Below are 25,509 nucleotides of genomic sequence, written 5' to 3' on the forward strand. Positions count from 1 at the left end.
AAAGGGGTTAAACAGATGGGCAAAACGCGTAAAATTGCCACTTCCCTGCTGGCAGCGTCCATGGTCTTCTCGCTGGCAGCCTGCTCCGGAGGCAAGAGCTCGGAAAGTGCGAGTCCTTCGCCTTCCGATTCGGCGAAGCCTTCCGAATCAGCAGCCGCTTCCACTGCGCCTGCCGCGAATGCGGATGAACCGGGGTGGAAGAGCGACACCAGTCCGATCACGTTCGACTGGTACTTGAACTTCTCCTGGTTCCCGAACAAGTGGGGAGTCGACAAGACGAGCCAATACATCACGAAAAAGACCGGGGTCAGCGTCAATTTCATCGTCCCGGCCGGTAACGAGAACGAGAAGCTGAACACGATGATCGCTTCCGGCAAGCTGCCCGACTTCATCACCCTCGGCTGGTGGGAAGATGCGGTCAAGAAGATGGTCGAAGGCAAGCTGGTTCTGCCTTTGAATGAGCTCGCCAAAGAGTACGACCCGTACTTCTTCAAGGTTACTGACCCGGCCAAGATGGGTTGGTACACGCAGGCGGACGGCAATGTCTACGGTTATCCGAACTCCTCTTCTTCTGCAGACGACTATAAGAAATACGGGGAAAACTTCACCTCCAACCAGACCTTCGTCGTCCGCAAGGATATGTACGAAGCGATCGGCAGCCCGGATATGAGCACGCCGGAGGGCTTCCTGAACGCCCTGAAAGCCGCCAAAGAGAAGTTCCCGGATGTCGACGGTCAGCCGCTCATTCCGCTCGCCTTGCATGAATTCAAGGATACCGGCAACGATTCGCTGGAAGGCTACCTGCAAAACTTCCTGGCGATTCCTCAGGAAAAAGACGGCAAGCTCTATGATCGCCGTACCGATCCTGAATATATCAAGTGGCTGAAGGTGTTCCGTCAAGCCAACCAGGACGGCCTGCTCTCGAAGGATATCTTCATTGACAAGCGCGCCCAAATGGAAGAGAAAATCGCTCAAGGCCGCTACTTCGCTATGCTGTATCAACGGACGGACTTCGCCAACCAAAACATCTCCTTGTACCAAAAGGACCCGAACAAGGTTTATATCGCCGTTGACGGACCGAAGAACTCGAATGGCGATCAACCGACCCTCGCCGGCCCCGGCATCTCCGGCTGGACGGTCACGCTGATCTCCAAGGACGTCAAGGACAAGAAACGCGCCATTGAGTTCCTGAGCTACCTGATCAGTGAAGAAGGCAACAAGGACCTGTATCTCGGGGAAAAAGGCGTCTCGTACGACACCATCGACGGCAAAGATCAATTCAAGCCGGAAGTGCTCGAGCTGCTCAACAAAGACCGCTCTGCATTTGATAAGGAATATGGCTCTTCGCTCACCTTCTGGATGATGCAGGACACGAACATGATCCTGCAATGGGCTCCGCCTTCCGTCGAACCGTCTAAGCAAATGGAAGACTGGACGAAGGGCAAGTCGATCAGCATGGCTCAATTCGACAACATCAATCCGACCGGCAGTTCGGAAGAAGGGGTAGCCGCCAACAAGATCGCCCAGTTGTGGGGCAAGGCGCTGCCGAAGCTGCTCATGTCCAAATCCGATGCCGACTTCGACACCATCTGGACGAAGTTCCTGAAGGATGCGGATTCCGCAGGCCAAGCGAAAGTGGACGTCTATCGTCAAGCGGCCTATGAAGCGAACCTGAAAAAGCTGGAAGCCGCCAAATAAAAAGCTTCCCGAATCGAGTCGTACATTCAAGCCTGACATTCCACTTAAAAAGAATGTCAGGCTTGTTCCTGTGATATGCTTACAGCATCAAGCGTATAGTTTGGATAGCAGGGCGGGGATGGCATGACAAGGAAGATACCGACAAGGCTTAGGCGCTATTATAGGGTTATGGACGGGCTTTCCATCCAGGTCAAGCTCATTTTGTCGTACATCATCATCATTCTGGTCCCGATTGTGATCTTCTCTTGGTATTTCTTCAACCAAATGTATTCGAGCACCATGCGCGAAGCGACCCGAAGTTCGGAGTACATGCTTGAGATCGAAAAGAACAACATCATCAACAAGATGATGGTCATGGAAAGCATGGCGCAGATCGTCGCCTCGGATCGTTATGTAACCGATCTGCTGACGACCACGAATGAACCGAGCGCTGCGGAGCTCATTCAATTCAACGACACGACCCAGCAAAACCTGCTCAATCTGATCTTCAGCAACCCGACCATTTCCAGCCTTCGCATTTTTACGAGCAATCCTCTTGTTCCGGAGTTTTGGCCGATTATTTTCAAGGAGGAGCGAGTGGCGGCAAAGCCCTGGATTCCCAAGGTACTGGAGCAAGGGGAGACGGTTTGGTGGGAGATCGGCGAGAATGAGAAGGAAATTACCAAGCGCTACGATCCCAGCATCATCGCCACGGAAACCTATGTGATGCTGCTGAGGGGCATGCAGCAGTACAACAAGACGATCGGGATTCTCGAAATGAGCGTGAGACTGGAAGATTTTTTTACAAGCGCATTCAGCAATGTCCAAGATCCGAATTCCCAGATGGCGATCATCGACCGAAACGGTCAGGTCTACGCCAATAAGAACTCCCGTTTCTCCAAGGAAGTGGGAATCGGCGAGATCAAGAACCAATTCGCCGCTCACCGCGACAATAACGAGGATAGCTTCTCGTTCACCTATAACGGCCAGCCCTATTTGTGCATTCAGACTTATATCGACAAGCTTGATGCGCACGTTTTGAACATCGTTTCCATGAAGGGCTCTGTATCGGCCATCACCCGCTGGCGCAATACGATTGTCGCCGCCACCCTTATTCTGATCGCGCTATTGTCGGTCATCTCCTACTTCCTGCATTCTCTCATTCTCAAGAAGCTGACGATCCTGCGGGATTCCATGAAGAAGGTTCGCAAAGGGGACTTCCAGGTCGACATCCCGGTCAGCGGAACGGATGAGGTCGGGGAGCTGGCGTTTCATTTCCGCCAGATGATGAAGAAGATCAATGAGCTGATCGTCGAAGCGGTCAACCGCCAGGCTTCCGCCAAGGAGGCGGAACTGAAGAGCCTGCGCAATCAGATCGACTCCCATTTCCTCTACAACACGCTGGAAAATTTGAAAATGATGGCGGAGATCGAAGGCCAGTATACGTTGTCTGATGCCCTCACTTCTCTTGGCGGCATGATGCGCTATAATTTACGGTGGACGAGCAACCATGTCCGGCTGCAGGAAGAAGTGGCGCACATCCAGAACTACATTGCGATCATGAATATCCGTTATAACGACCGGCTGGCGCTTCAACTGGAGATTCCAGCTCCCTTCCTGGAGCAGGAAGTGCTGAAGATGTCGCTGCAGCCTCTCGTAGAGAACGCTGTGAAGCATGGAATGAGCTCGGATGCGCCGATCAGCGAGCTGCTTACCATTACGATTCAGGTGTACAGCCATGGCGACCAGATGATTCTTGTGGTGCAGGATGACGGCTCTGGAATCACGCCTGAGCGCTTGCGCCGCCTCAATCTGATGCTCCGTATGGAAGACGCGGAATATCAGGAGATGCGCAACCAACTGCCGGCTGCCGAGCGGGAGGGGAGCGGAATCGGGCTGCGGAATGTGGATCAGCGGATCGTGATGTATTATGGTAAGGAATATGGAATACGCGCCGAAAGCAAGGAAGGCCGTTATACTCGAATCTTCATGACCATCCCTTATCTGATTTTGACCGGAGGTTGTTCGGATGCGCAAATTACTGATCGTCGATGACGAACAAAACATTCGGTTTGGGCTGAAAGCGATGATTGACCGCCAGTTTCCCGGGCAGTATGCGTTTTTCCTGGCGGGTGACGGAGCGGAGGCGCTGGCGATTCATGAGCGGGAGCGCGTCGAACTCGTCATTACGGATATCCGCATGCCGATGATGGACGGCATTCAACTGATCAACCGGCTGCAGGAAAGTGCCGACAAGCCGGTGGTCGTCATCCTGAGCGGCCATGATGACTTCCAATACGCCAAAGAAGCGATCCGCAACGAGGTGAAGGAGTACCTGCTGAAGCCGATCGTGCGGGAGGAGCTGTTTCAGACGCTGACGCGGCTGGAGACGGAGCGGAAGCGCCAAGACGAATGGGCGTTAAAATCGTTTTTCTCCGAACGGATGCGGGAGGATTTTATTGCCGGTCAGTTCAACTACGTGCTCATCCATGACACGATAACGCCCGGCGAAATCCGCGAGCACCTGGCGAGGGCTGACCAGCATTGGCTCGATGAGGGCTATTATGTCGGCTTGCTCAAAATTTCGGAATCCCGTCAGCCGGATAACCGCATCGAGCTGCTCGCCAAGATCGACAGCCTGCTTCAAAGCATGCTGAACGCAGGGGAGCCTCATGTTCGCTTTTATGATAAAGACAACCGCCTTGTCCTCCTGGCCGGAAGGGAGGAGCTGTTCACGGGGCTTGCCGCACAGATTCAGGACCGGAACTTCTTTACGGTTCGGATGGGCATGAGTGAGCGGGCCTCCAAGATGGAGCAGATGAAGACGGCTTACGGGCAGGCGGCGGGGGCCCTGCACTATTTTCTCCTGCAGACGACCCCCGGCGTGATTCGTTACAGCGCGGTTAAGGATCGCGATAAAGCTTACACCCTGCCTGTCGATGAGGTGCAGAAGCTCGCCAACATGCTCGGCAGCGACCGGGAGGCGGAGATGAAGCGGCTTTTGCTGCATATCCTCGACATCAAGACGGTAGTCCGCTATGACATCGGCTATCTCGAGGGCATCAGCCGCGCCATCAACGAGCTCATATTCGACAAGGTTTACCAGCTGTACGGGGAAGAATCCATCGAGATTCTCAAGCCTTATCGGGAAGCGGGCAATATCTACAATTTCGACCATTTTCACGACTACTTCCACAGCGTGGAGAGTTTGCTTGAGCGTCTCAATCACTATATCCGCCAAATTCGCACGGTTCACAGAGACCCGAAGGAGATCCACAAGGCGCTGGATTACATCCATGCGCACTACCAGGAGAATCTGAACATGGCGATGGTCTCCAATCACGTCTCGCTGAACTACACTTACTTCAGCCAGGCGTTCAAGGAATATACCGGTGAAAGCTTCGTCGCTTACCTGCGGAAGCTGCGCATCCAGAAGGCGAAGGAGCTCCTGGAAGGCACCGACGAGAAGGTCTATGAGATCAGCAATCAGGTCGGCTTCGAGAACGTGAAGCATTTTACCCGCATTTTCCGGGAGATGGAAGGCGTTACTCCGCTTGAGTACCGCGCCCAAAAAAGATTGTTGTTGTGATCACCAGTGCGTGTCGCAAGGAAGAAGAGACCGCCTCTCCCGTAACAAGCAATGGCTTGCTTCGGTAGGGGCGGTCTTGCCTGTCTGCAGGGGATCGAAAAAGGAAAGAGGAGAGAGCGCTCAATCCCGCGCCGCGCAAGGACAATCCCTCTTTAATTCGTTGTACGAACACAGCATATCTTGGCCCGCCCCTCATATAATGTACCAATTCCAACTGGAATGAAGGAGGCGAGGCGAGTGCACGATTACATCAAAGAACGAACCATCAAGATCGGACGCTGCATCGTGGAAACGAAACACACGGTTCGCACCATCGCGAAGGAGTTCGGCGTTTCCAAGAGCACCGTACACAAGGACCTTACGGAGAGGCTCCCGGACATCAATCCGGATCTCGCCAACCAGGTAAAAACCATTCTGGAGTACCACAAATCGATCCGCCACCTGAGAGGAGGAGAAGCCACCAAGATCAAATACAAGAAGTCGCCGAGACAAAAAAATCAAGAACAACTCGTATCCACCCATTCCTGATTCTTCCCGCCAGCATCCGCTCTCATGTTCGGACCGCGCAGAATCAGAATAAGGAGGATTTTTTATTTTTATGGCGAATTTTGTATAAGCAAATGGAGTCTGTGCGCCGATACTATAGGAATAAGCAGGTTACACGGCCTCCTATATCAAGAGCGGACGATCAGGGAGGATCAAAGCGGGATGCTGAGCAAGGATATCGGGATTGATTTGGGAACGGCCAATGTGCTCATCTACGTGAAGGGCCGGGGAATCGTGCTTGATGAGCCTTCGGTCGTGGCCATCGAGAACCAGACGAAGCGGGTTCTGGCGGTAGGGGAAGAAGCCCGGAGGATGGTAGGAAGAACCCCCGGCAACATCATCGCCATCCGGCCGATGAGGGATGGGGTGATCGCGGACTTCGAGGTCACCGAGATGATGCTGAAGTATTTCATCGGCAAGATCGGGGCTAAATCTTGGCTCAGAAGCCCGCGCATCCTCATCTGCGGACCGACTAACATGACGAGCGTGGAGCAAAAGGCGATCCGGGAAGCGGCCGAGAAGGGCGGAGCCCGGGAAGTGTTTTTGGAAGAAGAGCCGAAGGCGGCAGCGGTGGGGGCTGGAATGGATATCTTCCAGCCCAGCGGTAATATGGTGGTGGATATCGGCGGGGGAACGACGGATGTGGCGGTCATTTCGATGGGCGACATCGTGACTTCCTCCTCCCTCAAGGTTGCGGGGGACAAGTTCGACGCCGCCATCATGAAGTACATCAAGAGCAAGTACAAGCTATTGATCGGCGAACGGACATCCGAAGAGATCAAGGTCAGGATCGGGACGGTTAGCCCGGGCTACGTCGACAAGCAGATGGACATCCGCGGGCGGGACATGGTAAGCGGCATGCCGCAGACGGTGACGATCACCTCCGAGGAGGTGCGGGAAGCCCTTCTGGAGCCGATCTCCGCCATCGTCGCATCGGCCAAGACCGTACTGGAACGGACCCCGCCCGAGCTTGCGGCGGATATCATTGACAAGGGGATCATCCTGACCGGAGGCGGCGCTTTGTTGCACGGCTTCGATCAACTGCTCAGCCAGGAATTGATGGTTCCCGTGCTGATCGCCGAAGATCCGATGCATTGCGTGGTCAAAGGGACCGGGATCATGCTCGACAATTTGGACAAGGTGGCGCGCAAGCGTTCGGGTGGAAATAACTTTTGACTTTAAATAAGAGAGACAAGCGGGTGAGCGGATGATCAGGGGACTCTACACAGCGGCTGCCGGGATGATTGCCGAGCAGCGCAAGCACGATACCGTTACGAACAACATTGCCAATATCAACACTCCCGGTTACAAGCAGGTGAACGCCATTTCTCGGTCATTCCCGGAGATGCTCATCGCGCTCACGAACGGCCAAGGCCAAGGGAACGGATCGCTGTCGCGTACGATCGGTCGCCTGAACACCGGTGTCCTCGCGGAGGAAGACCCTTCTCTCTATGTTCAAGGGGATCTGAAGGAGACGAAGAACCACTTTGATTTTGCCATCGCCTCGGACATCCAGGAGAACGGACTGAACTTCAACGGCACCGGAATGGCCTTCGATGCAGACGGCAACCGGGTGTTCCAGAAACAGCTGTTCTTCACGGTCCAGAGTCCCGAAGGAGAGACGCGATACAGCCGCAGCGGCAATTTTGAAGTCACCGCCGACGGCGACCTCGTAACCGCCGAGGGTTATCGGGTTCTTGGATTGGATGGACAACCGATCCGGCTTGTCGATCCCGCCACTGGCAGGGCCGTGTCGGAAGTGACCGCCACGGCGGACGGGCGCTTCCTGAGTTCGATCACGGGAGAGCCACTCGTGGATGCACAAGGGCGGCAACTTGGGCTCTTGCTGAGCCGTGTGGACGATCCCAACCGGCTCGTACGCGAGGGGAACAGCGTCTATCGGGTAAACGCCGGCGACGAAGGAACGGTAACGGCTCTGACGGATGTGAACGGCGTTCAGAACGCGGAGCTCAGCAATTGGGTCGATACCCATCAAGCGGTTGTTCGCCAAGGTTATCTCGAACAGTCCAATGTGGATCCCGCGCAATCGATGATTGAGCTGAACACGGCCCTGAGGGCTTACGAAGCCAACCAAAAGATGGTTCAATACTACGACCGCAGCCTGGACAAGGCTGTCAACGAAGTTGGGAAGGTGTAACGGACGATGAACGCTTCTCTAATTTCTTCCATGACATCCATGAACGCCCTGCAGCGAAAGCTTGACATTCTGGGCGACAATATGGCAAATTTGTCTACTACAGGGTATAAGCGCAAGGAAGCCAACTTTGCCGATATCTTGATGAATGTCAAACAGCAGCCGCAAGGCTTTCAGCAGAACGGCCGCTTGTCTCCTCTCGGCTACGTGCAGAGCTGGGGCAGCCGCATCAGCCAGGTGCAGTATGACCTCACACAAGGGTCGCTGAAGGAGACGGGAGTAAGCACCGACCTGAGCGTGGAGGGAGACGCCTTGTTCGAGGTCAACGCGGATGGGCAGACCGCCTACACCCGAGACGGCGCTTTTCAACTGACTGCTCAAGGCACGGATCCGAACCTCCTCTACCTGACGACGAAGGAAGGCCATGATGTCCAGGGTGTGGATGCTGCGGGCAATCCCATCCCGATCACGGTTCGGGCTGGTTATGATGTGCATATTGCACCGGACGGCACCGTAACCGAGTATCGCAAGGACGATCCCAATGGCTCTCGAGTAGTGGGTAAGGTCAAGCTGGTGGTTGCCGTCAAACCGCAATTTCTGGAGCAGATTGGGAATAATCTGTATATCGTTCCCCGGGACATGGACAATGCTGCCGCTCAAATCGTCCGCGACGCGGTCGCCGCTGATTATGACGCCTCCTCTCCTGATCGGACCGTAGATACCCCGCTTGCGGTGCGTCAGGGCTGGTTGGAGCAGTCCAATGTTTCGATGGCCGATGAAATGGCCGACCTTATGCTCGTGCAGAGGGCCTATCAATTGAATGCGCGGGCGCTTACGTCCGCCGACACCATGATGAATCTCGCCAATAACCTCCGAGCTTGATTCTTTGTTGGAACGTGCAGCACCTCGAGAAGGAGGAAGCCATGCCGCTTAACGAAGATGGTCAAGCCTCCGCTGCCAAAAGTCGCGAAGCCGGGCTCAAACCGGCATCCGGCAAGAAGGCGGAGCAGCCGACCAAACCGTCTAAATCGTCTAAATCGCGAAAGAAGAAGCGTCTGAAGCTTTGGATACGGATCTCGATTCCTTTCCTGTGCCTGATTGCCCTGGTTGTCGGAATGGGCGTCGGATATGTCTACATGGGTAAGCAGCCCATGTCGGATATTTGGAAATGGGAAACATGGAGACATGCCTTTGACCTCATTTTCGCTCCATAACCCAAGCTCCCTGCTCAAGGGAGTTTTTTTTTCGCCATTTCCTAGGTATAATGGGGGGATGGAAATCCTTATATGAGGAGAGCGGACCTTTGACATTACCCAATGTCTTAACTTTGCTGCGTTTTCTGCTGATTCCCGTGTACCTCTATGTCTTCTTGAGCGGGCACGAGCAACCGGCATTTCTCATCATGCTGCTTGCCGGTCTTACGGATGTGCTCGACGGGCACATTGCCCGTAAACGGCAGCAGGTGACCGAGCTTGGATCGATGCTGGACCCGCTTGCGGACAAGCTGATGATGCTAACCGTGGTCTTCTCGCTCCTTTATATCGAGTGGATTCCCTGGCAGGCCGCCGTCGCTGTTGTGTTCCGCGATGCAGGCATGATTGCAGCGGCTGTGCTGTTCAAGGTGCGGGGTAAGAAAACCGTACCGGCAAACGCCATGGGGAAGCTGACCACCGTATTGTTTTACCTGGCGATTTTGCTTATCGTCATGAAAGTCAACCACGCGGTTCCGTTTCTCTGGGTTGTCATCGCCTTTTCCTTTTTAACGACCTTGATCTATGCGATTTCCGTCAAGCGGGTGAATGAGGAAGAGGGGGAAGCGGGCGCCCTGGCGGGGGTGTCCGGATTTGTTCCCGAGAAAGAGGAGCTGCGGCGCAAGTCTTAAGAGACGGATGCGTACATAAGGATTACTCCGCCTTTTGAGATCGGGCAGGGCGCTACTTGGAGGACAAGGGGGCCCGGGGCAGAAGTCTCTTGCCGAACCGGGGCTTCCCGCTATAATCGGAATTCAAGGAAGATCCTCATCGGCGCTTTCTTGGCGCTGGACGTTGCCCGAAGAAACGCGGAACAACAGAAGCAATGACGTACAGCTTTCATTCGGAAAGGGGACGGCGGCTCGATGTTTAATGCACAACAAATTCAAGAAATCATTCCGCACCGGTATCCTTTTTTACTGGTGGACCGCATTCTCGAAGTGGAGGAAGGCAAGCGGGCGGTGGGCCTCAAGAATGTGACGGTCAACGAACCGTTCTTCGCCGGCCACTTCCCCGGGTATCCGGTCATGCCGGGCGTACTGATTGCGGAAGCGCTCGCCCAGGTCGGAGCGGTCGCTCTGCTTCAGCTCGAAGCCAATAAGAACAAGCTGGGCTTGCTCGCGGGGATCGACAATTTCCGGTTCCGGGGACAGGTGTTTCCGGGAGACACGCTCACGCTGGAAATGACCGTAACCCGCTTTAAGGGCTCGATCGGCAAAGGGCAAGGCGTTGCCAAGGTGGGAGACCGCGTCGTCGCCGAAGGTGAGCTCATGTTCGCGCTGGCCGACCGGCCTGCGGAGTAAGGGAGCAGCGAGCATTCTTAGGAATTCAACTGGAATTGCAAAAAAGAAACGGTTGTTTAAGGAGGAAGCAAGATGGCAGGGAATGAACGAGTTAGCGCAGAATACCGCCTTTGGCTGGAAAAAGGCGACGAGGAAACGAAACGGGAGCTTGAGCTCATTCAGGATCAAGCGAAGGAAGTGGAAGACCGGTTTTACCGCGATCTTGAATTCGGCACCGGCGGCATGCGCGGTGTTGTAGGAGCAGGTACGAACCGGATGAATCTTTACACCGTCGGCCGGGCTTCTCAAGGGCTGTCGAACTACTTGCTGCAGGATAAGAGCCGCAGCCATGCGGTGGTCATTGCTTATGATTCGCGCAACAAATCTCCGGAATTCGCTTTGGAAGCGGCTCTCGTGCTTGCGGCGAACGGAATCACCGCCCATGTGTTTGAAAGCCTGCGGCCGACGCCGGAGCTGTCGTTTGCGGTCCGGGAAGTCGGCGCATCCGCCGGTATTGTCGTGACAGCGAGCCACAATCCGCCGGAATACAACGGCTATAAAGTATACGGTCCGGACGGCGGACAGATGGTAGCGGAAGCGGCCGGCGCCGTCATCTCGGAGATCGGCAAGCTCGACACGTTCACTTCGGTGAACCGCATCACCCGCAGTGATGCCGAAGCGAAGGGGCTTCTGCATTGGCTCGGCGAAGCCGTGGACCAAAAGTTCATTCATGCCGTTACCTCCGTCAGCCCGAACCCGCAAACGGCCAAGGAAATGGGAGACAAGGTCAAGATTGTCTATACCCCGCTGCATGGAGCCGGCAACCTTAGCGTTCGCCGCGCTTTGAAGGAAATCGGCTTCACCCAGGTGCATGTCGTTCCCGAGCAGGAGCTGCCGGATCCGTTGTTCTCGACGGTGAAGTCGCCGAATCCGGAGGAACGCGCCGCGTTCACGTTGGCTGTCGAGCTGGCGAAGCAGATCGATGCCGATCTCATCATCGGCACGGACCCCGATTGCGACCGAATGGGCGCCGTGGTTCGTGATGCTTCCGGCGAGTACAACGTGCTCACCGGTAACCAGTCCGGTGCGATCATGGTGCATTACCTGCTCAGCAGCTTGAAGGACCAGAACAAGATTCCGGCGAATGGCGCCGTCATCAAGACGATCGTCACGAGCGAGATGGGCGCGGTCATTGCCCGCAGCTTTGGAGTCGAGGTCATGAACACCCTCACGGGCTTCAAGTACATCGGCGAGAAAATGACCGAGTTCGATGCCACAGGCAGCCACACCTTCCTGTTTGGCTACGAAGAGAGCTATGGCTATCTGGCCGGCAACTACGCTCGCGACAAAGATGCCGTTGTCGCCTGCATGCTGATCTCCGAGGCGGCTGCTTACTATAAGAAACAAGGCAAAACCTTGTACGATGTGTTGCTTTCGCTGTACGACGAATACGGCTTCTTCCTGGAGAAGTTGGAGTCTCGCACGCTGAAGGGCAAGGAAGGCTTGGAAAAGATCCGCGGCATCATGGACGACTGGCGGAAAAACCCGCCGGCTGATGTCAATGGCACCCAAGTGGCGGAGGTGTTGGACTACTCCCAGGGCATCCAAGATCTGCCGCGTGAAAACGTGCTGAAATATGTGCTGGCGGACGGATCATGGTTCACGCTGCGGCCTTCCGGCACGGAGCCCAAGATCAAAGTGTACTTTGCCGTCAAAGGCGCTACGGCGGATGAATCCCGGGAACGGCTCGCCACCCTTTCCGAAACGGTTATGGCTCGTGTAGACGCCTAATCTCCGATCGGCCGATTGCGGATAACGAGGTTCGCAGTCGCCGTGGCATACGGTTATCCGCTCTCCGGGAGCGAACAACGGGTCCTCTTGTGGGGCGGGCGGCTTGCCTGCCGCAAGCGGACCCTTTTGCCGGAAAATGAATGGAACAGGAGTTGGATAGGGTGAAAGGCTACGCGAAATGGAACCGCCTCGCTCTCAAGGGGCTGTGGATACTGGTTGCGCTGGGCCTGTTGGCCTCGCTTCCGCTTGCCTATGCGCGGGTGAAGACGGAACGTTCAACAAAAAATGTGGAATTCGTCATGGACTACCGCGACTTGCTGGAGATCAGCGCCGTCAAGGATGACCCGCAAGCCTTCGTATCGGCTCAGCTGGAGGAAATGAAGAAGGCGGGCATCCGCTCCGTCGCCATGTACGAAACGACGCTCAGTGAGCTGCAACTGGCTCGCCGGGTGGATTTGTTCACGGAAAAGGACGTCTCTCTTCTGGTCGGAAACCTCGCGTCGCCGCGGGAAAACAACACCTATCTCCTGTTCGCTGACGAGGCGACCCGTGCGAAGCTGCAGCCGGAGCTTGAGTATTGGTTTAGCCGTTACAAGCTGACCACCTCGGTGTGGAATTATCAAGGCAGACCGGGGATGGTCATCAACGCTTCACCCGATGAAGCGGCCTTGAAGCCGCTCGGTCCCGATCCGATCGCTCTGGAGCAATTGAAGCAGCAGGGCTTCCGGATTGTTTCCCGAATCTCCAACCGGCATCAGCCTTATGTCCAGGAGGATATGGATAAGATTCTGTCGGCCTATGCGCAGGCCGACGCCCGGACGCTGATCGTGGAAGGGGATTACGTCCCTGGTTACGGAGAAGGCGATGACAGCCATATCAAGGATTTTGCCGAGCTGATGGATAAGCATCACATGGGGCTTGCCTCCGTCGAGCTGATCAAGACTCCTGCGGGTCTCGGCACCCTCGCGGCCAAGCTGCATTACAACGTGCTGCGTGCGCATTCCTTCACCGAAGCGGATGCGGACAAGCTTTCGCCTACCCTTTCTACCGAGCAACTGGATGCACGGATCAAGACGGCGTCTGATCGCTTCGTGCTTGCGGTAAAGGACCGGAATATTCGCTTGATCTTCCTGAATGCGCGGGCTTATCGCAATGTCGACAAGGCGACGATCACCGATCCGCTTGCGCCTCTTTACCGCACTCTTCAGGGCAAGGACGGAGCGATTGCGCGAATCGAAAATGAAGGCTTCCAGACGAATAATGGTCCCGCAGGGCAGTTCGACTACCAGGAGAGCCCGCTGCATTCCGTTCTCAAGCCGCTTGTTGTGGCCGGGGCTATCGCTCTTGTTACTTTGCTGATCGCAGTATTTTTCCCGGTGTCCGCTCTTCCGGTCTTTGTGCTCGGCCTTCTGGGTGCCGGCGGCCTCTATTTGCTATCTCCCGTCATGCTGTACAAGCTGCTCGCGCTCGCGGCGGGAATCAGCTCGGCCAGCCTGGCGATGATCCTCGCCATCAAACGACTGCGCAAGCCTAAGCTTCCGGAAGCGGCAAGCGGCGCTGTGGTGAACCTGTTTATTCGGACGACGCTCCTGTCGCTCATCGGGGCTGTCTATGTGGTGGGACTGCTCAACCACATCACCTTTAACTTGCTGCTTAACCAATTTACCGGCGTCAAAGCTCTCGGCTTTTTGCCGATCGTGGTCGTAGCGTTCTATCTGCTGCTGTTCAGCGAAAGCCTCGGGTCCGACGAGCAGATTCGCAAGCTGAAGAAAATTCTCGCCTCTCCGATTACCGTGCTGTGGATCGTTGCGGCGGCGTTGCTCGGGGGCGCTCTCCTGTACTACCTTTCCCGTACGGGCAATGAAGGGCAGGTCAGCGGAGTCGAGATGATCTTCCGCTCCTTCCTCGAAAATGTTCTCGGCGTCCGGCCGCGTACGAAGGAATTCCTCATCGGTCATCCGCTGTTCATTCTCGGCGCTTATCTGTGGCTTCGTTATCGGAAGCCCGCCGGGTTGTGGATCTTCATGTTCGGGGTTATCGGCCAGGTGGATATGGTCGGCACCTTCACTCACCTGCATACCCCGATCTACATCTCGGCCATCCGGCTGGGATATGGGCTCTTGTTCGGTGTCGTGATCGGGTTCATCCTCATCGGGTTGTGGAATCTTGCGGCAAGGGGTTGGAGAAAATGGGCAGAGCCGTTCATCAGCTAGTTCTGTCGGGCTATTACGGCTTTCACAACAGCGGCGATGAAGCGGTGCTTCAGTCCATCCTGCTTGCCCTGGAGGCTGAAGCGAAAAGGGCGGGCATCGCCGTCGAGCCTATCGTCTTGTCGGGTGATCCCGCTTGGACGGAGAAGATGTACGGCGTCCGGGCCGTCCACCGGATGAAGCCGGCGGAGGTGCTCTCGGCTGTCCGGAAGGCCGACGGACTCATCAGCGGCGGCGGCAGCCTCCTGCAGGATGCCACCGGCAAGCTGACGATTCCGTATTATCTCGCGATCCTTAAGCTAGCCCAGTGGCTCGGCAAGCCGACGTTCATCTACTCCCAGGGAATCGGGCCTGTGGGGCAGAGGGCTTTCTTTGGTCCCATCCGGCGGACGTTCTCCCGCTGCCAGTATGTATCGGTCCGGGACCGGGAATCGGCGGAGCTGCTGAGACGCATGGGGCTGACCGCCCCCGTCGATATCGTCCCGGACCCGGTCATGGGGCTGCCACTGCGTTCAGCGGCTGAGGATGGCCGGCTCCCGGATAGCGGGACGGCGCTTGCCGCTGGTTTAAGCGGCGCTTCGCAAGAGCTGGCCCCGGTTATCGGCGTGTCCGTCCGCTTCTGGAACGCCGACCGCTCGGAGCTGGCGGCCATCGCGGAGGCGCTGAACCGGCTCCGCCGCGAGCGCCGGGTCGAGGTGCGCTTCCTGCCGTTCCATCTGCCGGATGACGAGGAGGCCTCTCGTGAAGTGGTCCGGCTGATGGGCGCGGAGGACGCGCCGGATGTGCGGATCGCGGACGGGCTCGACCACCCGCAGGCGATGCTCGCGGCGGTCGGCGAATGCAGCCTGCTGATCGGCATGCGGCTGCATTCGCTGATCTATGCCGCGTCGCAGCATGTGCCGGTGGCCGGCATCTCCTACGATCCGAAGATCGACCAGTTCCTCTCGCGGCTCAAGCGGACCGCCGTCGCCTCCGTGGACCGGATCGACGCCGCTCTCGTCGCCCGGGAGTCGGCGCTCCTGCTCGATTCCCGAGAAACCTGGACCGCGGCCTCCCGCCCGTTGATCGATGCACTCAAAAACGAAGCCCACCGTCCGGCCGAGCGGATCGTGGACCTGCTCGTGAAGAAAGGTTGAGCATATGAAACCCGGAATTCCCGCCGTTTCGTTGTACGGTGTACCCTTCAGCAAGTTGAATTTCAAGGAGACGGTGGACCTGCTCGTCCAAACCGTGGAAGCGAAAATGCCCGCGCAGGTCATCACGGCCAACCCGATCATGGTGATGAAGGCGCTTGAAGATCCGGCCTATATGGCGATGATGCAGAGGGCCGAAGTGATCGTGCCGGACGGCGCCGGAGTGGTATGGGCAACAGGCTATATCGGCAAGCCGGTAGCGGAGAAGGTCGCCGGAATCGAGCTGATGCACGAGCTTTTTCGCATCGGAGAAGAACGCGGCTGGAGGGTGTATCTGCTCGGGACCGCTCCCGATACGATCCGCATCGCCGTGGAGAAGCTGCGGGAGCGCTATCCGAAGCTGATCCTGGCCGGCTACCGCGACGGATATTTCAAGGCGGATCAGGATCAAGAGGTGCTGTCCGAGATTCAGCAGACGGCTCCCGATCTGCTCTTCGTCGGCCGCGGAGCCGATACGCAAGAGCCTTGGATCGACCGCTACAAGGAAGAGCTCGGCGTGCCGCTTGTCATGGGAGTCGGGGGGAGCCTCGACATTCTCGCAGGCAAGCTGAAACGGGCTCCGAAGTGGATGATCAAGCTGCGCTTGGAATGGTTTTACCGGCTCGCGAAGGAGCCGACGCGCTACAAGCGAATGCTGGTATTACCGAAATTTGCCCTAAAAGTGATGAGAGATAGAGAAAAACTGCAATAAAAGCAAGAATAACCCGGCAAACCAAGGTTTGCCGGGTTATTTGTTAGTTTCGCTGGTTTGTCTATTTGGTTACATGTTATTATAGTAGGATAGAAGCTAGTAGTGGCTTGCGTTTTTGGCGTGCCCTTACCGGGCACTGACTTGAGTTTGTGAATACCATAACCGGAATCATAAAAGATTGGCAGAGAAGTTAAAGGGGTTGACAGATTTGAATTGGTGGATTTACATGATCGGTTTTGCCGCTTCCATGATGCTTTCCGTCCTGCTGACGCCGCTCATGTCCAAATTTGCAAGAAAAATTGGCGCCGTATCCATCCCCAATCATCGAAGCGTTCATACGAAGCCGATGCCGCTGCTCGGCGGGTTGGCTATTTTTCTAGCATTTGTGCTCTCCTATTTCATCGTAAGTCCCGGCATCGTCTATAACGATAAGGACAACGTTGCCATCGGCCTCATTCTAGGCGGTATTGTCATCGCCCTCACCGGCGCGCTGGACGACAAGTTCGACCTTTCGCCGAAGCTGAAGCTGCTCGGCCAGATCATCGCTGCGGGCATCGCCGTTTCCTTCGGACTGGAGATCGACGTGGTCAACATTCCGTTCAGTAGCTCCCTGCCGATCAACGAAGCCTGGATCAGCATCCCGCTGACCGTTCTGTGGATCGTTGGCGTCACCAACGCGATCAACCTGATCGACGGGCTCGACGGTTTGTCGGCCGGGGTTTCGAGCATCTCCGCCGCTACCATTCTCGTGGTGGCCGTGCTTATGCCGTATTCCAATCCGATGGTCATCCTGCTGTGCCTGCTTCTCATCGGCAGCTCCCTCGGGTTTCTCGTCTTTAACTTCCACCCGGCCAAAATCTTCATGGGCGACTCCGGGGCTTTGTTCCTCGGTTACGCTTTGTCCATCTTGTCCATCATGGGTTACAAGCAGGCGACGATCGTATCCTTCCTCGTTCCGATCCTGATTCTCGGAGTGCCGATTTCGGATACGATGCTGGCGATCGTCCGGCGCAAGCTGAACAACAAGCCGATCACCGTTGCCGACAAGGGCCACCTGCATCACTGCTTGATGAACCTGGGCTTCGGCATGCGCAAGACGGTTCTGATCATCTACGGCATCGCCGCCGCCTTCGGCCTGTGTGCCATCCTGATGACGCAGAAGCAGAACTGGGTGACGGTCATCCTCGTCGTCATCATTCTCTGCGGCCTGGAGCTTGGCGCCGAGTTCATCGGCATCATGGGCAAGAAGAAGAAGCCCGTGATCCACTTCCTGCAGCGCACCTTCGCCGTAGGAAAATCTAAATAACACTTCAACCAAGGCAGTTGTCCTCAAATTCATCTCTCATGATACCCGGTCCCGAGCGGATCGGGTTTTTTCGTTCGGTCCGGCATTCTGACAAATACCAATTATTTCTACATGTCATTTCGAGCTTGGGGTAAAAAAATCAGAGCTTCCCACCGATAACCAAGATATAGATTATTTTCCGGCGAAGCTGCGGCGAAGGAGGAGCAGGGGCCCCGCCAGCCGGGTTGCGAACCTGCACTAACCGCTTCAGGAGATCATGAATCACAAGGAGGACTTATCTTGGCACACGCAGCAAAAAAATGGTTGAGCGTCGCGCTTGTTTTTTCATTACTCGTTGCTCTCATTCCGGCAAAGGTTAACGCCGCCGGAGCGTCTATTATGATCACCGGGCTTTACACGACAACGGACAGTCAGGTAAGTCCGGTTACCGGCAAACCGTTGGATGACAGCAGCATTCCACGCTATACCTCCAACCCGATCACCGTCCGAGCCAATGTGACGGGGATCAGTGAGGAACAGATTCAGAACGTCTTTTATGAAATCTATAACCCTGATACGAAGCAGACGGTCGTTGAAAAGCTGAACAAGGCGACCTTGAGCGGCAATCAGATTGTCTTTAACAACGTCACGTTGACCGAGGGCTTAAACCGAATCATCATCAAAATGGGAACGGACAGCTCCGGCGTAGCTTCCCCTCCGGGCTGGGCCTATTTGACCTCCGTCACAAACATCACGAACCTGATGATTGGGGAAGAGGCGTTTGTGGACGGCGGCATTTTTCCGAAGAAGCCGATGGAAAATACCACCAACAGCCTGACCATCACGGGTACAGCGCAGAACTCGACCAAGGTCGAGGCAACGGCACTGGGAGTGAACGGAACCCAGACCACCAGCTTCCCGGATGGCTTTTTCTCCTTTACCATCAAGAACGACGAGTCCGCTGATGCATCATCGTTTGGCGGATTTAACCTGAAGGTCGGCGATAACCAAATTTTTATTATCGCGTCCAACACGAGCACCCTGAGTTCTTATCGGATTCAACGCTCGTTCGTTTATGACAACGGCAAGGCGTTCGCGTTCCACACGTATGTGAAGCCTGGTAAAGGTGCGGATACGGAATATCAATTACTTGCCTCCAGTCCGGTTGTGAACAAAAATACCATCGATTTGAAGACAGATATCAAGGTCCCGTTGAGCAGCGGAGCATTGAAATATGATCAGGTTAAGATTTCGGCGGGCGGAGCCGATACTTTAGTGAATCTCTCCACCCCGGACGGCGTCAACCTGAAGCTGGATGCTGCCCAGTCTACAAGTACCTACAAGGTGTTCAACTACACCAAACAGCTTACTTTATCCACGGATCATCGTCAGCTGCAGGACATCGACTTCGAGTTTACCAATACCACCAGTGCGGCGGTAAACCCGTTCAAACAAACGTTCACGATCACCTATGTTGATGCCAACAGCCCTACAGTGACTTCTGTGGGCATTGGCTCCGATAAGGCGATCTCCAATCTCGACTTCACCCAGATGTCTTCCGTGACCGACGTGACCGAGCTGCCCCGCAAGCTGCGCATCAACACGGTGAATGCAACGAAGGTGCAGATCAAGATCGATGGGAAAGAAGTCAAAGCAGGAGAAGCTGTCACCTCCAATCAGGTTGACTATATGCTCGATGAGATGCTCAACGGACAGCATACGATCACGTTTACCCCATATGATGCTGCTTCGCCCAAAGCGGTGGACAGTGTCACTTACACACTGAATATCAACGTAGCACCGTATATCATTCTGACTAACCTCACCAAAGGACAAGTTTTCCAGGATGTGATCACACCGTTTGCCAACAACAAGCTGAACGGGCGACTGGTCAATGTGTCTCAGGAAGAAATGAAGAATGTGAAGATTTCCGTCAATGATGACGAGATGGTTACCTTGCAATCCTCCCTGGCGACATCGGGGGGCAAGTATACGGGGGAATTCTCGTTTGATGTATCGGGCAAGACCTTCCTGAACGGACTCAATACGATTAAATTCGTGATCTACAACGGCGGCGTCGTCGTGACGAGGGTGACCTACGAATTCTTCTACTATAAAGATTCCGCACCGACCTTTACGTCGGTCTATCCGGAAAACACGAATACGAACGACTTTATACCCGGTTCGGTGACCGATACCTATTCCACCCAGCTAGATAATGTCGTAATCAAGGGCCAATTGACCGGAGCGACGAGCATGAAGCTGACGGTTCGCGCCAACAATGCGGAAGGAGCGCCGGTTTCTCGGTCACAGACGATTACGAACTTGTCTACGAAGGTTATCGGAAGTCCGGAAAGCACCGGAGATTTTGATTGGAATAACGCCATTTTCTTTACTACAGCCAAGATTAGCTCGACGACGTTCTCGACCGAGACGATAGCCCTTAGCAAATATGGCGACACGACCTTCGAATTTGAAATCACCAACGCCTCGAACATTAAGGTCACCCGTACCTTAACCATTCGTCGCGAGCCGCTCCCCTTCAAAATCACGTTCCCAACACTGATCACGAATGCAAAGAGCGAGCTGCAGGCGAACATCACGAGCAACTATCAAACGATTGAGATTACCTCTGAGGGAGCTACTCAGCTTTTGTTCGGCAAGGTAGAAGCGAAGAAGGTCTCTCCAGGCAGCTTCTCCTACGAGGTGCGCAATCTCAAGTCAGGCAAGAACAGCATCAAGTTTACAGTGGTTAAGGGTACGTCAAAGATTAACGGGACGCTCGTCCTGAACTATGCGGATACACCTGTTGAAGGGGCTCGTTATAAGACGACGCTCGCCAGCAGCTTGAAAATCTTCAACAATCAGATCCAATTGAGCTTTCCGAAGAATACATTCCTGATGCGGAACGATAATACGACAAAACCGGACCTGTACAGTGAGCGTTCCTTGCTTTTCGGCATTGCGAACGGAACTACCGGCCAACTTGTCGACCGGGATACCGACTATTATGCGACCAGCTCGGAGCTGCAAAGCCTGCTTATGGAGCGCACCGGCCGCTTCTTGCCGGCAAGCCCGCTTTATTACATGGATGCCGGGTACGCTTGGTCAAAAATGCTGGAGCCATCTCCTGATAATGTGAATAAAGGCGGTGTACTCCCCTTTGCTCCTAGTCTCATAGGAACGAGGATTGGAGGAGACGGGCCGACATATTTACCCTTTAACAATCGCTCCGCTACCGACAATCTGATAACCAATCAGGTGGGCAAGCTGACCCTTCAGTACGATCCGAATGTGACCTCGTCGGCATGGCGCTATGTAACCGTTATGCACTTCGGCTTCCATGTTAACGAATCGGGGGTCATGTCCAATATTCCAACCTGGAAAAATATCGGCGGGGTTGTGGATACGGGCAAGAATACCATCACCGTTCCGTTCCAGGAATTTGGCTATTACCGGGTGTTCTATCTGTCGAACAGCTGGCCGGATGTCATTAATCATCCTTGGGCGCGCAATGAACTGGATGCCTTGTACGCGAAAGGCTACATGTTCAATTTGCAAAATAATGCATTCGTTCCAAGTGAGAACATCACTCGAGGCGAATTCGCCCAGCTTCTTGTGAAGATTTTTGACCTGCCGCTCAATTATTCCGGCAAGCTCTCTTTCATCGATGTCAGTCCGAGTCAGTCAACCGTAAATCGCGATTACCGTTATATTGAGACAGCGGCGCGAGTGGGGATTGTTCGCGGAATCACCGAGACAAGTTTTGCTCCAACTCTATCGATCACAAGACAGGATGCGGCGGTAATGATTGCAAGGGCAGGGAAGCTGAAGCTCGCTACCGACCCGGACAAGTCCTTGACCGTGCTGCAAAAAGCGTTCACCGATGCAACCAAAATTGATTTCTATGCTCGAACCTCGGTTGAAGCAGTAAATAAAGCGAAGTTCATTACAGGGAAAGCGAATCTTTATGATCCAGGAACGATGAGCTTTGATCCGCTAAGCCCATTCACGCGCGCGGAAGCTGCGATGGTAGCCATGCGCGTGCTGAAGCAGCAAAAGAAGGTCCCTTGATTTTGATTTCAAAGCTGATCAGGCCTTCCTAGTTCGGAAGGCCTGATTTTATGATTTTATAGAATTTCATAGAAAACTTTGATTTTCCGCAACTTTTCCCCGTGCTTTGCGTTTAAGTAGTTGATGCAAAAACGGTGCGAGGAACATTGGCGTGACTTGAGACCAATTCTTTCCGATTAGGCTGCTGCAAAAATCCCCTTTACGGTGGTTGGCAAGCCAGTGTATAATTGGAAAGGTGGCCGCAGAGCCTATTTTTCTATCTCCGTTTGCGAGTTTCTGCTGCTTCTCGGGCAGCAGGCTAACACCATATTCACGCTCAACTCTGGGAAGGGGGTGAAACACACAATGAGGGAATCGAGCTCAATTTTTTCCAAGAATCACGTACAGACATTGACGCTTTTTCAAGGAGGAGAAAAAAAGGTTATGAAGAAAGTTTTAACACTTTTCCTTGCCGTCTCTCTGGTTTTCGGCGCATTCGCAGGTATTGCCGGTGCTGCTGAACTGACGACGGTACAGAAATACGATGCCATGGCTGAAGCCAATATCTTCAACGGCAACAACGCCAACGGCGACCGCGATCTCGACCAACCGATGACTCGCGCTCAACTGGCTAAGGTTATCACCCTGACCCTCGGTCTGGATGAAAATGCCGCAGCCGCTAATGCTTACAAAGATATCGTTAGCTACCACTGGGGCAAACCCTTCATCGGTGCAGTTGTTAAAGCTGGCATCATGAATGGCGTTTCCGCTACGGCGTTCAAACCGAACGACAACATGAAGATCGAAGAACTGGCCAAAGTGCTGGTTGTTGCTTCCGGTCTTGAGCCGAAGGCCGACGCTACGGTTGACGGTAAGGTTTCCAAATGGGCTGTTGGCTATGTAGCTGCTGCTCTGGATGCTAAACTGATCGCTTCTGCTTCCGACTACACGGCTAACGCTCTCCGCGCTGCTCTTGTAGACGGTGCTTACACGCTGTATGCTCCGCAAAAATCCCAAGCTATCGTTTCGACGAAGCAAGTGGGTGCCCGCAAGATCGAAGTAACGTTTGCTAAAGCAGTAGACGCTGCTACCTTCACGCTGGCTACAACTACCGCTCCTGTTGGCCAAAAGGCTACTGCATGGAACGAAGCTAAGACGGTTGCTACCATTGAAACGAGCAGCGACCTTCAAGCTGTTACGGTTAACGTAACCGCCAAGATCGGTACGGAAGAACTGAAGTCCTCCGTTACGACGGTTAAGGCTGTTCTATCCACGATCGAGTTCTCCGGCGAAACCCTGGTACTTGATACCGATACGGGTAACACGGCAACCATCGGATACAAAGCCTTCAACCAATTCAAAGAAGACATTAGTGCTACCACGAACCTGACTGCTACCTATTCGGAAGGCACGGCATCTGCTTCCAAGGGAACGCTGACGGCTACGAGATCTGCTGCTTTCGCAGCAACGGACATCGGCCGCGTTGCAGTAGTTGGCCTGTATGTAGACAATGTTGTTAAAACCCAAACTGCTAAGTATGGAGCTCCTGCTTACGTTGCAGAAATCAGCCTCGACGGCGTTGTATACCCTACTGGGGTAACCGAATTGGCTAAAGACAGCACGAAAGACTTCTTCATCAAGTACACCGCTAAGGACCAATACGGCAATGACTTGTCGAAGAAGGCCGCTTTCACGGGCCAAACGAACTTCATCGTATACACCACCAACCCGACCAACTTTGTGGTTGATGTTGTCGCCAAGTCGGACGACAGCAGCAAGGCTGCCCTGAAGATCTCCAAGCACGACTTGGCTGGAACCTTCACGGTTAATGCTCTGGCTGTTAAGTCGGGCAAGACGGCTACCCTGGCTGTAACGGTTAAGGATGTAGTGAAGGTCGATACCATCAGCCTGACCGCTCCGACGGATGCTTATGCTAATGAAGCGGTTAAGATTCCGTTCGCCGCAGTTGACCAGAACGGCGTAGCTGTTACGACTTACAGCACGCTGAAGGATGTTACTCTGACTGGTGCACAATGGAAAGAAAACTACGCTGATGGCACGGGTTACATCGAGTTTAATTCTCCTGTCAAGGGCTTCGCAGTAGTTAATGCTGTTACGCCTACTTACAAGAACTCCTACATCACGGTTAACGTCAAGGACGAATCCGTTCCTACGGTTGTGTCCGGCGTACACACTGACGCTGTTAAATACCTGGCAGTTGGTGCTTCTACTTCCCTCAAAGAAGCCAAGAAGCAAATTAACGTTCTTGACCAATACGGCCGCACTATCAACCTGAAGGACGACTACCGCGTCAAAGCAGAGGTTGCTGCTGGTAGCGCTGTTGACTTCAACGGTTCGGTTACGAGCCTGGTGTACAAGAATGATGTTCTCAAGTTGAATGCAGTTAAAGAAGGAACGGCAACGGTTACCTTCTCTGTAGAGAAGAAGGAAGCTGGGACCTGGAAGACCGTTTCCAACAGCTCCGATGACGTTCAATACACTGTCATTGCACAAGACAAGGTCGTATCTTTCGATGTTGCCAAGGTAGAAACCCTCTATGCTGGTAGCGCAAACTCCGCATATGACCGCGATGTAACCATTACGGGTAAAGATGCTAGCGGCAATGTAGTAGCCATCAAGACGGGCGACTTTGTGAAGGGCGACTACCTGACGAGCAGCAGCACGGTTACGAAGGCTGTAGATGCTGATGGTAACATTAGCCTCCACGCAGTTGTGAACACGGATGCCACCAAGGCTGACGCTACTTCTGCTCTGGTTCTGACGTTCTCCAACAGCACGACGGTTACTGTTCCGCTGACGGTTTCCTACAAGGCTGCCGAAGCTCAATCCATCGCAGTTGCCAAAGGTGACGATGCAGTAGCTCTCGATGGCAACGTAGTAATCGTTAATGCAAACTTGGCTAATGGCACGTTCGATCTGGCCAGCAACAACCTGTTCAAGTTTGAAGTTGTTGACCAATATGGTGCCAAGGTTCTGACCCCGGTTTACTACACGGTAACCAAGGTTGACGGACTTACCGCTAACATCGACGCTACTACCAAGCAGTTGACGGTTTCCGGTGCATCTACTGGTGACTCCTTCGTGATCACGGCGGTTACGCACAACGCGAAGAGCGTTCAACTGACGGTTAAGATCGCTAACGCTAAGTAATCCTTACCAAGAAAGAACCTGACTTCGGTCAGGTTCTTTTTTCATTTTCCCGCCTTTTTCGCAACTATTCGTGTAAAGTGAGAGTCTAACCTCTTAGAACAACCTTAGGAGGTAAATCATGCAAAAGAAATGGACATATGTGGCTGCTACGGCTCTGCTTGGCACGGCAGTCTTCATTGGTTCTTCTCTGACAAGCCATACGCAAGCGGACTCGGCTGTGCAACCGGGATCGTCAGATGATCCGGTTGTGACGAAGAGCTATGTCGATCAAGCGGTTAAGTCGGCTGGCGGCTCCGGAGGAGGGTCGGTTGGCGTTACCAACGTGAGTGTAAGCGCTGGACAAGTCCTCATCGGGAACTCAGGTACCGAGTTCATTGTACGGACTGGGACGACGAAAGCATACAGCAAGGACGGAAGCGGAATTCCGGATTTGACCGATGGGAAGGACCTCGCCGATGGAGTCTCCGTTCCCAAAAATCATTTATTGCTGTTCCCACGGGATGGCCGCGGGATCGCTTCGGTTACCAACAGTATTGTCATGGTAAGAGGAACTTATACGATTATGGATAAGAACGGAAACGTAGTCGGACCCTGATCCAGGCTGCATATCCAGCA

Annotated in this window: 18 protein-coding genes; all 18 read left to right on the forward strand. The window is 54.3% G+C overall.

Annotated elements, in window-relative coordinates; genetic code table 11:
• The first annotated feature begins 15 nt into the window (after window positions 1-15).
• The 18 genes from BN2684_RS01080 to BN2684_RS01165 all read left to right on the forward strand — a co-directional run bounded on the left by BN2684_RS01080 (window position 16) and on the right by BN2684_RS01165 (window position 25,489).
• Window positions 16-1,698: a type 2 periplasmic-binding domain-containing protein gene (locus BN2684_RS01080; RefSeq protein ID WP_058300331.1), complete on the forward strand. Its 1,683-nt coding sequence runs from the start codon at window positions 16-18 to the stop codon at window positions 1,696-1,698.
• Between the two features lie 123 nt (window positions 1,699-1,821).
• Window positions 1,822-3,732, forward strand: a complete 1,911-nt coding sequence (locus BN2684_RS01085) for a cache domain-containing sensor histidine kinase (protein ID WP_234340126.1) — start codon at window positions 1,822-1,824, stop codon at window positions 3,730-3,732.
• A complete protein-coding gene (locus BN2684_RS01090; protein ID WP_058300333.1) occupies window positions 3,707-5,266 on the forward strand; it encodes a response regulator transcription factor in 1,560 nt (519 codons plus the stop codon). The genes BN2684_RS01085 and BN2684_RS01090 overlap by 26 nt, the downstream gene beginning before the upstream one ends.
• 237 nt (window positions 5,267-5,503) lie before the next feature.
• The gene (gene spoIIID / locus BN2684_RS01095; RefSeq protein ID WP_058300334.1) at window positions 5,504-5,794 is read left to right on the forward strand and encodes a sporulation transcriptional regulator SpoIIID; all 291 of its coding nucleotides are present in this window, start codon (window positions 5,504-5,506) and stop codon (window positions 5,792-5,794) included.
• A 180-nt stretch (window positions 5,795-5,974) separates the two neighbouring features.
• Window positions 5,975-6,988 (forward strand): rod shape-determining protein, encoded by a 1,014-nt coding sequence (gene mreB, locus BN2684_RS01100; protein WP_058300335.1) that lies wholly within the window; start codon window positions 5,975-5,977, stop codon window positions 6,986-6,988.
• Window positions 6,989-7,019: 31 nt separating this feature from the next.
• Entirely contained in the window at window positions 7,020-7,970 is a 951-nt protein-coding gene (locus tag BN2684_RS01105; protein ID WP_058300336.1) for a flagellar hook-basal body protein, read from the forward strand.
• A 6-nt stretch (window positions 7,971-7,976) separates the two neighbouring features.
• Window positions 7,977-8,849, forward strand: coding sequence for a flagellar hook-basal body protein (locus BN2684_RS01110; protein ID WP_058300337.1), 873 nt, complete (start codon window positions 7,977-7,979; stop codon window positions 8,847-8,849).
• A gap of 41 nt (window positions 8,850-8,890) precedes the next feature.
• Complete coding sequence (locus tag BN2684_RS01115; RefSeq protein ID WP_058300338.1) at window positions 8,891-9,181, forward strand: DNA-directed RNA polymerase subunit beta; 291 nt, start codon at window positions 8,891-8,893, stop codon at window positions 9,179-9,181.
• Window positions 9,182-9,270: 89 nt separating this feature from the next.
• Complete coding sequence (locus tag BN2684_RS01120) at window positions 9,271-9,849, forward strand: CDP-alcohol phosphatidyltransferase family protein (RefSeq protein WP_082651674.1); 579 nt, start codon at window positions 9,271-9,273, stop codon at window positions 9,847-9,849.
• 234 nt (window positions 9,850-10,083) lie between these two features.
• Entirely contained in the window at window positions 10,084-10,521 is a 438-nt protein-coding gene (gene fabZ / locus BN2684_RS01125; protein ID WP_058300340.1) for a 3-hydroxyacyl-ACP dehydratase FabZ, read from the forward strand.
• 72 nt (window positions 10,522-10,593) lie between these two features.
• Window positions 10,594-12,291 (forward strand): phospho-sugar mutase, encoded by a 1,698-nt coding sequence (locus BN2684_RS01130; protein ID WP_058300341.1) that lies wholly within the window; start codon window positions 10,594-10,596, stop codon window positions 12,289-12,291.
• A gap of 161 nt (window positions 12,292-12,452) precedes the next feature.
• A complete protein-coding gene (locus tag BN2684_RS01135) occupies window positions 12,453-14,504 on the forward strand; it encodes a DUF5693 family protein (protein ID WP_234340127.1) in 2,052 nt (683 codons plus the stop codon).
• The gene (gene csaB / locus BN2684_RS01140) at window positions 14,480-15,637 is read left to right on the forward strand and encodes a polysaccharide pyruvyl transferase CsaB (protein ID WP_058300343.1); all 1,158 of its coding nucleotides are present in this window, start codon (window positions 14,480-14,482) and stop codon (window positions 15,635-15,637) included. Before BN2684_RS01135 ends, csaB begins: the two co-directional genes overlap by 25 nt.
• 4 nt (window positions 15,638-15,641) lie before the next feature.
• On the forward strand, window positions 15,642-16,385 hold the full coding sequence (locus BN2684_RS01145) for a WecB/TagA/CpsF family glycosyltransferase (RefSeq protein ID WP_058300344.1): 744 nt from the start codon (window positions 15,642-15,644) through the stop codon (window positions 16,383-16,385).
• Window positions 16,386-16,611: 226 nt separating this feature from the next.
• On the forward strand, window positions 16,612-17,691 hold the full coding sequence (locus BN2684_RS01150; protein WP_187385742.1) for a glycosyltransferase family 4 protein: 1,080 nt from the start codon (window positions 16,612-16,614) through the stop codon (window positions 17,689-17,691).
• Between the two features lie 279 nt (window positions 17,692-17,970).
• A complete protein-coding gene (locus tag BN2684_RS01155; protein WP_058300345.1) occupies window positions 17,971-21,744 on the forward strand; it encodes an S-layer homology domain-containing protein in 3,774 nt (1,257 codons plus the stop codon).
• 423 nt (window positions 21,745-22,167) lie between these two features.
• Entirely contained in the window at window positions 22,168-24,894 is a 2,727-nt protein-coding gene (locus BN2684_RS01160) for an S-layer homology domain-containing protein (protein WP_058300346.1), read from the forward strand.
• Between the two features lie 118 nt (window positions 24,895-25,012).
• Window positions 25,013-25,489: a hypothetical protein gene (locus BN2684_RS01165; RefSeq protein ID WP_058300347.1), complete on the forward strand. Its 477-nt coding sequence runs from the start codon at window positions 25,013-25,015 to the stop codon at window positions 25,487-25,489.
• Window positions 25,490-25,509 lie beyond the last annotated feature (20 nt).

It is taken from the genome of Gorillibacterium timonense, from assembly GCF_001457415.1.
In the GTDB taxonomy this organism is placed as follows: Bacteria; Bacillota; Bacilli; order Paenibacillales; family NBRC-103111; genus Gorillibacterium; species Gorillibacterium timonense.